This is a genomic window from Nocardiopsis sediminis, from assembly GCF_042650565.1.
In the GTDB taxonomy this organism is placed as follows: domain Bacteria; phylum Actinomycetota; class Actinomycetes; order Streptosporangiales; family Streptosporangiaceae; genus Nocardiopsis_B; species Nocardiopsis_B sediminis.
Window position 1 is genome coordinate 207,479 of sequence record NZ_JBHSBH010000010.1, and the last position, 10,578, is coordinate 218,056.

Sequence of the window (10,578 nt, forward strand, 5' to 3'; positions counted from 1 at the left end):
GCGGCCGGCCCGGCCGCGGGCACCGCCGGGGACGGCCGCCCCGCCCCCGCCGGCCGACGGAGGTCCCTGGCCGCCACGAGTGAGCGGCGGTACCTTATGCGCCGGACGTCCCCCCTCGCCCCCGGGGACCGCGCCCGCCGCCGACCCCCTCACCCCGGCCCGGCCGCCTCCTCCCCGGGAGCCGCGCGGCCGCCCCGGGCCGCGAGATCGGAGGTCGGAACATGGGTTCCCTGCCCGGCGCGGCCCGCGTGTACGTGTGCCTCGTGGTCTCCCTCGCGGCGGTCGCCGTGACCCTGGGTCCCACCGGGCCCATCGACCCTGCGACCCTGGCGTGCCTGCTGGTCCTGTTCGTCGTCGCCGAGTCCACCGTCACGATCATCGGCACCGGGCGCACCGGGATCTCCCCGAGCCTGGTCGCGTCGCTGGCGGCGGTGGTGCTGGTGGGCCCCGTGGGCGCCGCCATCGTGGGCATGGGGTGCTTCCTGGTGCTGCGGCGCCACAGCATCGTCAAGCGGCTGTTCAACGCCGGGCAGCTCGCGCTGGCGGGCTACGCCGCCGGCAACGCCTTCCTGCTGCTGGGCGGCGACCTCGGGGTGCCCGAACGCGACGGCTTCCCCTCGATCCTGCTGCCGTTCGCGTCGGCGATCCTGGTCTTCACGCTGGTCAACATGGTGCTGATCACCATCCTGATGGCCCTGCTTGGCGTCATCCGGCTCGAGCGGCCCCGGCGCATCCGGTGGCGCCCCTTGGCGGTGCTGGAACTGTCCTCGCTGGGCTTCGGCGTGCTCGGCCTGTCCATCGTCGCCATGTGGGACGAGGTCGGCGCCCTGGCGGTGGTCCTCGTCCTGGTCCCGCTGGCCATCGCGCGCTGGGCCTTCCGCCAGAGCGTGGCCGAGCAGCGTGCCCACGACGCCACCCTGGCCACCCTCTGCCAGGCCGTCGAGACCAAGGACCGCTACACCCGCGGCCACTGCCTGCGCGTGTCTGCGGCCAGCGGGATGATCGCCCAGGAGCTGGGCATGGACGCCGAGCGCGTGCAGACCGTCCGCTACGCCGGCATGCTGCACGACGTCGGCAAACTCGGGGTGCCCACCCGGCTGCTGCGCAAGCCGGGCAAGCTCACCGACGAGGAGTTCGCGGCGATCCGGCTGCACCCGATGCGCGGCCACGAGATCGTGCGCGAGATCGACTTCCTGGGCGACGCCGCCTCAGGCGTGCTCTACCACCACGAGCGCATGGACGGCCGTGGCTACCCCACGGGCCTCGCCGGAGCCGAGATCCCCGAGATCGCGCGGATCGTCTCCGTCGCCGACGTCTTCGACTGCCTGACCACCACCCGCTCCTACCGCAAGGCGTGGCCCATCGAGGACGCGCTCGCCGAGCTGCGCCGCTGCGCGGGCACCCAGTTCGACCCCGTCATGGTCGACGCCCTCATCCGGGCCATCCGCGAGCACGGCTGGACACCCCCCGACTCCACCGGCGCCCGGCCTGCCGATACCCGGACCGCCGACACGCCGTGCCCCGCGCCGTGGCCGGCCGAGGCGCGGTCGCGGCCCCTCCCGCAGCACCCCGCCGGCGCGCGGCCGGCGGCCGACGGCCCCCCTCACGGCCCGGTGCGGCCGGTCGCCCAGTAGCGCCGGGGGCGGATGCGCCTGGGGAGGGCGGGAGGCGGCGGCGTGTGCCCGGTTCACCCCATTCGCCGATTGCGGATGTTCATTTTTTGTAAAAAATGGGTCGGATGGCGGTGATCCGGGGGTGGGTGTCCGACGCCACAATGAAACTTCGGCGCCCACGAATGAATGCCGCATTAGTGATCATCTTCACGATGGTGGCAATGCCTGCATATTTCCCATTGGGGTCAATTCGGACATGGGATGTGCCCATCATGGCTCGTCTGAGCTGCTGAGATGTGGTATTCGTTAATGGTGGAACTTCTTTTCCCGGGCGCTCGTTGACGCGGAGTTAAGGTGCGGCCCTCACCGTGAATTCAGCTTGCATTCATCTTTCCCGGCGTGGCGGAACGCGAGCGAGAGTTCGGATGCGGCGCCATGGATACGCTTCAAGCTGTTCGCTCTCCCTCTTTGCCGACACTCGACACCAGGGAGTCCCATGCAAATTCCCGACGACGTCCGCACGCCCGCCGCCGGAGGAAATGGCCCGAGAAACCGCGTGCTGCGCGGGATCGGAACCCTTCGCCACGATGTCCCCGCCTCACTCGTCGTCTTCCTCGTCGCCGTCCCCCTTTCGCTGGGCATCGCCGTCGCCTCCGGTGCGCCGCTGGTGGCCGGCCTGATCGCCGCGGCGATCGGCGGCATCGTCGCCGGCGCGTTCGGCGGGTCGATGGTCCAGGTCAGCGGCCCCGCCGCGGGGCTGACCATCATCGTCGCCGAACTCATCGCGGCCCACGGGTGGGCCGTCACCTGCCTCATCACCGCGCTCGCCGGCGTGGTGCAGATCCTCCTCGGATCGCTGCGCATCGCCCGCGCCGCACTGGCGGTCTCGCCCGCGATCGTGCACGGCATGCTCGCCGGCGTCGGCGTGACCATCACCCTCGCCCAGATCCACGTCGTGCTGGGCGGCGCCGCCGAAAGCTCCCCGCTGGTCAACCTGCGCGAACTGCCCGGCCAGATCCTCACCAACCACACCGAGTCGGTGGCGGTGGGCGTGCTGACCATCCTCGTCCTGCTCGTGTGGGCCCGGCTGCCCGAGTGGCGCCGCTTCCCGCTGCGCCGCGTCCCCGGGCCCCTGGTGGCCATCGCGCTGGCCACGGCCGTCTCGGTCGCCATGTCCATGGAGGTCCAGCGCGTCAGCCTGCCCGCTCTCTCCGAAGGGCTCGGCCTCGGCCCGGTCCTGCCGCAGGGCGACTACGCCGCCATCGGCGTGGGCGTCGCCACCGTCGCGCTCGTCGCCAGCGTGGAGTCCCTGCTCTGCGCGGTCGCCGTCGACCGCCAGCACTCCGGCCGCCGCGTCCGGCTCGACCGCGAGCTCATCGGCCAGGGCGCCGCCAACCTCGCGTCGGGCACGCTGGGCGGGCTGCCCGTGGCCGGCGTGATCGTCCGCAGCACCGCCAACGTGCAGGCCGGCGGGCGCACCCCGGTCTCGGCGATGCTGCACGGGGTGTGGGTGGTGCTGTTCGTCGCCACCCTGTCGTCGGTGATCGAGTACATCCCCATGGCGGCGCTCGCCGGGCTGCTCGTCTTCACCGGCATGAAGATGGTCGACCTCGCGCACATCCGCAACCTGCGCGCGCACCGCGAGCGCCACGTCTACCTGGTCACCCTGCTCGCCGTGGTCGTGCTCGGCCTGGTCGAGGGCGTCCTCATCGGCCTGGCGGTGACCGTGCTGGTCGCCCTCAAGCGGCTGACCCGGGCGACCGTCATCATCACCTCCGTCGGCGACCGCCACCACGCGGTCATCCGCGGCTCTCTGACCTTCCTCGCCGTGCCCCGGGTCACCTCCGCGCTCAACACCATCCCGGCGGGCAGCGACGTCGACCTCGACCTGAGCGTCGACTTCATGGACAACGCCGCCTTCGACGCCATCCACTCCTGGCGGCTGTCCCACGAGCGCACCGGGGGCTCCGTCGACATCGACGAACTCCACGAGGACTGGTACGAGAGCGCGGTCACCGGTCGCACACCCCGCGAGAAGACGCCCCTGCTGTCGGTGCGCCCGTGGTTGCGCCCGCGCATGCGCGGGGAGGAGGCGCGCGCGCTCGCGTCGGGCCTGCTCATCTCGGGCGCCCGCGACTACCACGACGCGGTCGCGCCGCGGCTCGGGTCGACCATGGCCCGGCTGAGCACCGGGCAGGAGCCGCACACCCTGCTCATCGCCTGCGCGGACTCCCGGATCGTGCCCAACCTCATCACCGGCAGCGGGCCCGGCGACCTGTTCACCATCCGCAACATCGGCAACATCGTGCCCGCCCACGGCGGCCCCGACGCCCAGTGCGGGATGCAGGCCGCCATCGACTACGCCGTGGACGTCCTGGGGGTCCGCTCCATCGCCGTGTGCGGGCACTCCCAGTGCGGCGCGGCGGCGGCCCTGCTCGACGGCGACGCACCCTCGCCCGCGCTGCGCTCCTGGCTCGCGCTCAGCGGCGTCGCACGGCCGGATCTCGCTCCCGCCCCCGGCACCCACGACCGCGACGAGGCCTGGCATGCCATGAGCCGCGCCAACGTCCTCCAGCAGGTCGCCAACCTGCGGACCTACCCCAGCGTGCGCGACCGTGTGGCAGCGGGCCGGCTGGAGCTGATCGGGCTCCACTACGACATCCCGACCGCCCGGCTGCACATCTTCGACGAGGCAGCGGGGGAGTTCCGCGCGGCCGGCGCCGACGATGTGCCGGTCCCGCACCTCCGCGCCGACCGGTGGCCGCTGGGCGCCACCGACACCCCTAACGGCACGCACCCCGGCTGACCCGACCCGAACGCCCCCGGGCCTCCCGGGGGCGTTCGGCGTCGCGCGCGGGCCCGTATCCCCGCACCGGCAGGGCTTCGCGCCATCGGCCCAGGCCGGGCCGCGTGTCCTGGGTCTCCGTGGCTGTTGACACGGGTCACACCGTGGTCCAATCTGGTTAACCGTTAACGGTTAACCGAGAGGAAACAATGCCGGAGATCCCGACCATCAAGCAGGTGGCGCTGGGCGACCAGGTGGCGGCCGAACTCCGGCGCATGATCATCACCGGCCGCTACGCCCCCGGGGACTCCCTGGTCGAAGGCCACCTCGCCGAGCGGTTCGACCTCAGCCGCGGCCCCATCCGCGACGCGCTGAAGACCCTGGCCGCCGAAGGGCTCATCGACACCAACCGCCGCAGCGCCACCGTCGTCGGCCTCAGCGCCGCCGACATCGACGAGCTGTTCTCGCTGCGCGAGTCGATGGAGACCCTCGCCCTCAAGATCGCGCTCGACACCGACCGCACCCGGCTGGCCGCCGAGCTGGAGCAGACCCTCCAGGCCATGCGCACCGCCGCCGAAACCCGCGACCCCGAGGCCTACACAGCCGCCGACCTGCGCTTCCACTCGGTGTTCTACAGCACCGCCGGCCACCGCCGGCTCGCCGACGTCTGGGCCCAGTACCGGCCGACCATCGAGATGCTGCTGCTCGCCTCCAACGAGCGCTACGACGACCTCGGCCCCTCGGTCGCCGCCCACGAGCTCCTGGCCCGGCTCATCGCCACCGGCGAACCCGGCGCCGCCTTCGCCGAACTCCACGCGCACCTGGACAACGCCCGGCTCCGGCTGCGCGAGCCCTACGCCCACAGAGCGGCCGGCCCCGGCTGACCGGCCCCGGGGCCCACGACTCACCGGCGCGCCCACCGGCACCGCCGGACCACAGGACAGCGACACCGCGTCGCGCTCGACCATCCATCCGAGGAGACTTCCATGCGACCGATCACCTTCCGAGCGGCGAGCGCCGTCCTCGCGCTCGCCGCCGTGGCCGCGGGCGCCGGCTGCGCCAACCGCGGCGGAACCACCGAGAACCCCGAGGACTACCCCAGCGGCGACATCACCCTCGTGGTGCCCTACCAGGCCGGAGGCGCCTCCGACCTGGCCGCCCGCACCCTCGCCGACCAGATGGAGCGCGACCTCGGCCAGACCATCGTCGTCGAGAACCGCACCGGCGGCGCCGGCTCCGTCGGCCTGGAGTACCTCGCCGGCCAGCCCGCCGACGGCTACACCATCGGCTACCTGCCGGTGGAGACCGTCATGCTCGGCTACCAGGGCTACAACGTCGACCCCGCCGACTACGACCTCCTCGGCCAGATGGTGTCGGTCCCGGCCACGGTCGCCGTCCCCGACGACAGCCCCTACGAGACCCTCGACGACCTCGTCCAGGCCGCGAGCGACGCCCCTGGCGAGATCACCGTCGCCAACTCCGGGGCCGGCTCCATCTGGGAGGTCGCCACCGACGCCCTGGGCAGAGGCGCCGACGTCGAATTCCAGACGGTGCCCTTCGACGGCGGCGCCCCCGCCGTCACCGCCGCCGTCGGCGGGCAGGTCGACGCCGTCGTGGCCGGCATCTCCGAGACCGCCCCCGCCCACGACGACGGCCGCCTGCGCGTCCTGGCCGTCCTCGACTCCCAGCCCTCGCCGACCCTGCCCGACGTCGAGACCGCCCTCGACCAGGACGTCAACGTCATCATCGGCGGCTGGGGCGGGCTCGGCGCCCCCTCCGGCCTCGACGACCGGGTCCGCACCCGGCTGGAGGAGGCCTTCCACACCGCCGCCTCATCCGAGGAGTTCATCCGCCTCACCGAGGACTCCGGCAACATCCCCGTCGACGTCTCCGCCGGCGACTTCCAGGAGTTCGTCGACTCCGAGCACCGCCGCTTCGGCGAGCTCCTGGGCAACGGGAACTGACGGCGATGGCCACGCCCAACGCAACGGGGGCCGGCGCCGCGCCGGCCCCCGGCACCGCCCCCTCACGCCTGCGCGAACTCGCCCCCGCCGCCGCCGGCGCCGGGCTGGCCGCGGCCGCGCTCCTGCTCACCGGGCAGATCGACCAGGGGCCGGAAACGGCCGGGATGATCGGCCCCCGCTGGTGGCCCGAAACCCTGGCGTTCACCCTGCTGGGCCTCAGCGCCCTGCACGCCGCCCTGGCCTGGCGCCGGCCCGCACCCGGCGACGCGCCCGACCCCGCCACTCGCGAGGGCGTCCTGCGCCTGGTGGCCATGGCGGCGGCCATCGTCGGCTACGGGGTCCTGTGGTACTTCATCCACTTCCTGGTCTCCACCACCGTGCTGGTCGCCGCCCTGACCTACCTCGGCGGCGGCCGCGGGTGGCGGGCGCTGCTCGCCTTCCCCGTCGTGACCACCGTCGTCCTCTACGTGCTGTTCGGCGTCGTGCTGCGGGTGCCGTTGTGACCCCGCCCATTGCGCCCTTCCCCGACCTCCGAGGCAGGACCCGATGAGCCCCATAGCCGAAGGGTTCGGCGCGCTGCTGGACCCCACCGTCATGCTGTGCATCGCCGCGGGCGCCGTCCTGGGCATGCTCGTCGGCGCCTTCCCCGGCATCACCGCCACCATGGCCGTCGCCCTGGCCAGCGGCTTCACCCTCGCCCTCGACCCCGTCCCGGGCCTGGCGGTGCTGCTGACCATCTACGTCGCCGCGAACTTCGGCGACCGCGTCCCGGCCATCCTCGTCAACACCCCCGGCACCCCCGCCTCCATCGCCACCACCTTCGACGGCTACGCGATGGCCAAGAAGGGCCGCGCCGGGCTGGCGCTGACCGCCTCGGCGTTCGCGTCGGCCTGGGGGACCCTCGTCGGCGTGGCGCTGCTGCTCGCCGCCGCCGTCCCGCTGTCGCGCCTGGCCCTGCAATTCGGCCCCGCGGAGATGTTCGCCCTGGTCGTCTTCGGCCTGACGATGATGATCGGCGTCTCCGGCGGCCGGATCGTCAAGGGCCTCATGGCCGGGGCCTTCGGCCTGCTGCTGGGCGCGGTGGGGCGCGACCCCATCACCGGGGCCACCCGGTTCACCTTCGGCTTCGCCGAGCTCTCCGACGGCATCCCGTTCATCGCCGCCATCATCGGCCTGTTCGGCATCGCCGAAGTCCTCGACCAGATCCTCACCCACCGCCGGGGCACCGGCACCGCGCCCATCACCCAGTTCGGCCGGTGGCTGCCGCGCCGCTCCGACTGGCGCGCCATGCTCAAGCCGCTCGCCGTTGGCAGCGGCGTGGGCGGCGTCGTCGGGATCGTGCCCGCCGCCGGCGGCGACATCGCCGGCATCCTCGCCTGGGACCAGGCGCGCCGGGTCTCCAAAGAGCCCGAATCGTTCGGCAAGGGGTCGCTGGAGGGCATCACCGCCGCCGACACCTCCTCCAACGCCACCCTCGGCGGCTCGGTCACCACCACCCTGGCGCTGGGCATCCCCGGCGACTCCGTCATGGCCGTCATGATCGGCTCCATGGTCGTCTGGGGCATCCAGCCCGGCCCGTCCCTCTTCTCCGACCAGCCCGCCCTCGTCTACAGCATCGCGGGGATCATGCTCGTGGCCACCGCTGTGGCCCTGGGGCTGAGCCTGCTGCGCATGCGCGGCGTGGTCCGGCTCCTGGAGCTGCCGCGCCAGTACCTGTGGACCGTCATCCTGGTCTTCTGCATGGTCGGCACCTACGCGGTCAACAACAGCGTCTTCGACGTCTGCGTGATGCTCATCTTCGGGGTGGCCGGGCTGTTCCTGCGCCGCTTCGGCATCCCCGCCGGGCCCGTGGTGCTGGGCCTGATCCTCGGCGAGCTCGCCGAGGGCAACCTGCGCCGCGCCCTCCAGATCGGCGGCGCCGAAACCATCCTGACCAGCCCGATCGCCATGAGCATCCTGGCCGTGAGCGTGCTCGCGCTCGCCGTGCCCCCGCTGCGCCAGGCGTGGCGGAACCGCACCCGGCCCGCCACCCCCGACCCCGACTCCGACACCACGCCGGTCGCCTGACACCACCCGCCCGCCCGCGACCATCCATCCCCACCGCCGACCCACGAGGAGAACCCCACCCATGCCCGCCCACGCGCAGGTCATCACCGCGGTCCCGACCCCCTTCACCGCCGACGAGGAACTCGACCGCGACGGCCTGGCCGCCCTGCTCACCACCATCCGCGACCGGGGCGCCGACGCCGTGTTCGCCGCCGGCACCACCGGCGAGTTCACCGCCGTCGACGACAACGAGCGCCTGGAGGTCCTGCGCACCGCGCTGGAGATCTTCGGCCCCGAAGGCGCCTACGCCCACGTCGGTGCCGCGGCCGCCCGCCAGGCCGAACGGCTCACCGCCTCCGTCGTCGACGCCGGCGCGCGCCGCGTCGCCGCGATCACCCCGCACTTCCTGCCCGCGCCCGCCGCAGCGGTCGTCCGCTACTACGAGCGCCTGGTCGCCGCCGCCGGCGACGCCGAGGTCTACGCCTACCTCTTCCAGGCCCGCACCACCACTGCCGTTGCCCCCGAGACGCTGCGCGCCCTGGCCGACGCCGGCGTCCGCGGCGCCAAGATCAGCGGCGAGAGCGACGCGTCGGTGGCCGCCTACCTGGAGCACGCGCCCGAGGGCTTCACCATCATCTCCGGCAACGACGTCTCCTTCGGCGAGCTGATCCGATCGGGCGGTGCCGGCGTCGTCTCCGGCGTGTCCTCGGTGTTCCCGCGCCCGTTCATCACCCTGCGCGACGCCCTGCGCGCCGGCGACACCGAAGCGGCCGCCGCCGCCCAGCCGCTGGTGGAGCGCGCCGTGGCAGCGGTCAAGGGCGGCAGCATCGCCCACCTCAAGGCGGGCTTGGCCGTCCAGGGCCTGCCCGCCGGCCCGGTGCGCGTCAGCAGCGACGCCGTCACAGACGCCGACCTGCGCGTCCTGAAAGAGACCGCCGACGCCCTGGCCTGAGGACCGCCGCCCCGGGCAGCCAACGGCAACGCTGCCCGGGACGGTGGCCATGCCCCGGGTCGTGTGGAGCGACGCCGGGCGGATCCTCCGGGTCGACCCGTCCGTGACGAGGTCATAGGCCGTGTCGGCTTCGCGGGGCTTGCGCACTCAGCGTGCCGGGGCGCGAACGCGCACCTGTGCTAGCATCCGGCCAGGCATGACGCAGCCTGCCGCTTGCGCCCGATGGGTTCGGTGAATGCGTCCGTGGTCCGTCTCTGATCCGCCGCCCGTTCCTGTCCGACGGCGAAGGCATCGGCAACGCAAGCACTGATGACGACTTCGCCGAAAGGTGCCGGATCGGATCATGCGTTCATTCCGCGATGCCAAAGCGATGGCCAAAACCCTGCGGGCCGAACTCGCCGCCCGGGGCACGACCGTGCCACACAGTGCGGCCCTGGAGATCGTCGCCCGGCAGTTCGGGTTCGACGACTGGAACGTCCTCGCCGCCCGGATCGGCGCGGCACGGCCTGAGCCCGGGCCCCGGGCGGCGGTCCCGGTGCTGCGGATCTTCTCGGTCGACGTCGTCCTGCCCGCGCGCATCGGTCGGGTCTGGGAGCTGATCACACGGTCGGAGCACGTCAGGGCGTGGTTCGCCTTCGATGGTGCAGCGGTCGATCTGCGTCCCGGCGGCGAGGTCGAGCACGTCTGGCATGAGCACGGCCGCTACCGGGGCGTGATCGAGGAGGTCGTGCCGGGGGCCCGGTTCGTCTACCGGTACTCCTCGGTTCCCGATGCTCGACCCGAGCCGGGGCGCCAGACCACTGTGGTGTTCACCTTGGAGGAGCTCGCCGACGGCTCCACCCGGGTGCGGGTGACCGAGGAGGGCTTCGAAGCGCTGGAGATGGGCGACGCCGACCGGCGGGCCCATGAGGAGGGAGCCCGGCAGGGCTGGCAGGGCGCTCTCGACGGCCTGGCCCGCCTCGCCGCTCCGGCCGGAGAGGGCCCCGCGTAGCCACCGGCGCCCGGCGCGGCCGTGACGGCGGTCATCCGCCGCCGGCCGCGTCCGTGCTGCGCTCGCGGATGAACAGGGCGACGACGGCACCGAGCAGCGGGCCGGCGGCGAGGGCGGCGAACGCCGCGAAGAAGGAGCCGGTCGATGCGAACACCGGCCCGATCACGGCCGGGACCGTCACCGACCCCAGCTGCCAGAACGCGTTGATGGCCCCCGCGGCCGACCCG

General features: G+C 73.2%; 9 protein-coding genes. 8 read left to right on the plus strand and 1 reads right to left on the minus strand.

What is annotated here, in order from left to right:
* The first annotated feature begins 221 nt into the window (after positions 1 to 221).
* The 8 genes from ACFOVU_RS15920 to ACFOVU_RS15955 all read left to right on the plus strand — a co-directional run bounded on the left by ACFOVU_RS15920 (position 222) and on the right by ACFOVU_RS15955 (position 10,351).
* Positions 222 to 1,634, plus strand: coding sequence for an HD-GYP domain-containing protein (locus ACFOVU_RS15920; RefSeq protein ID WP_378534372.1), 1,413 nt, complete (start codon positions 222 to 224; stop codon positions 1,632 to 1,634).
* 475 nt (positions 1,635 to 2,109) lie between these two features.
* The gene (locus tag ACFOVU_RS15925; RefSeq protein ID WP_378534374.1) at positions 2,110 to 4,419 is read left to right on the plus strand and encodes a bifunctional SulP family inorganic anion transporter/carbonic anhydrase; all 2,310 of its coding nucleotides are present in this window, start codon (positions 2,110 to 2,112) and stop codon (positions 4,417 to 4,419) included.
* A gap of 188 nt (positions 4,420 to 4,607) precedes the next feature.
* On the plus strand, positions 4,608 to 5,282 hold the full coding sequence (locus ACFOVU_RS15930) for a GntR family transcriptional regulator (protein ID WP_378534375.1): 675 nt from the start codon (positions 4,608 to 4,610) through the stop codon (positions 5,280 to 5,282).
* Between the two features lie 102 nt (positions 5,283 to 5,384).
* Positions 5,385 to 6,362, plus strand: a complete 978-nt coding sequence (locus ACFOVU_RS15935; protein ID WP_378534377.1) for a tripartite tricarboxylate transporter substrate binding protein — start codon at positions 5,385 to 5,387, stop codon at positions 6,360 to 6,362.
* 5 nt (positions 6,363 to 6,367) lie between these two features.
* Positions 6,368 to 6,865: a tripartite tricarboxylate transporter TctB family protein gene (locus tag ACFOVU_RS15940; RefSeq protein WP_378534379.1), complete on the plus strand. Its 498-nt coding sequence runs from the start codon at positions 6,368 to 6,370 to the stop codon at positions 6,863 to 6,865.
* Between the two features lie 43 nt (positions 6,866 to 6,908).
* Positions 6,909 to 8,429: a tripartite tricarboxylate transporter permease gene (locus tag ACFOVU_RS15945; protein WP_378534381.1), complete on the plus strand. Its 1,521-nt coding sequence runs from the start codon at positions 6,909 to 6,911 to the stop codon at positions 8,427 to 8,429.
* 61 nt (positions 8,430 to 8,490) lie between these two features.
* A complete protein-coding gene (locus tag ACFOVU_RS15950) occupies positions 8,491 to 9,360 on the plus strand; it encodes a dihydrodipicolinate synthase family protein (RefSeq protein WP_378534383.1) in 870 nt (289 codons plus the stop codon).
* A gap of 343 nt (positions 9,361 to 9,703) precedes the next feature.
* Positions 9,704 to 10,351 (plus strand): SRPBCC domain-containing protein, encoded by a 648-nt coding sequence (locus ACFOVU_RS15955; RefSeq protein WP_378534385.1) that lies wholly within the window; start codon positions 9,704 to 9,706, stop codon positions 10,349 to 10,351.
* A 31-nt stretch (positions 10,352 to 10,382) separates the two neighbouring features.
* Here ACFOVU_RS15955 and ACFOVU_RS15960 read toward each other — a convergent pair.
* Positions 10,383 to 10,578 (minus strand): hypothetical protein (locus ACFOVU_RS15960; RefSeq protein WP_449289736.1); only part of this gene is annotated, 196 nt, incomplete at its 5' end.

What these genes read in the sequence shown, in the direction of transcription:
- ACFOVU_RS15935 (WP_378534377.1), top strand. Translation starts at nt 5,385, where the DNA reads ATGCGACCGATCACCTTCCGAGCGGCGAGCGCCGTCCTCGCGCTCGCC.
- ACFOVU_RS15920 (WP_378534372.1), top strand. Translation starts at nt 222, where the DNA reads ATGGGTTCCCTGCCCGGCGCGGCCCGCGTGTACGTGTGCCTCGTGGTC.
- ACFOVU_RS15940 (WP_378534379.1), top strand. Translation starts at nt 6,368, where the DNA reads ATGGCCACGCCCAACGCAACGGGGGCCGGCGCCGCGCCGGCCCCCGGC.
- ACFOVU_RS15925 (WP_378534374.1), top strand. Translation starts at nt 2,110, where the DNA reads ATGCAAATTCCCGACGACGTCCGCACGCCCGCCGCCGGAGGAAATGGC.
- ACFOVU_RS15950 (WP_378534383.1), top strand. Translation starts at nt 8,491, where the DNA reads ATGCCCGCCCACGCGCAGGTCATCACCGCGGTCCCGACCCCCTTCACC.
- ACFOVU_RS15945 (WP_378534381.1), top strand. Translation starts at nt 6,909, where the DNA reads ATGAGCCCCATAGCCGAAGGGTTCGGCGCGCTGCTGGACCCCACCGTC.
- ACFOVU_RS15955 (WP_378534385.1), top strand. Translation starts at nt 9,704, where the DNA reads ATGCGTTCATTCCGCGATGCCAAAGCGATGGCCAAAACCCTGCGGGCC.
- ACFOVU_RS15930 (WP_378534375.1), top strand. Translation starts at nt 4,608, where the DNA reads ATGCCGGAGATCCCGACCATCAAGCAGGTGGCGCTGGGCGACCAGGTG.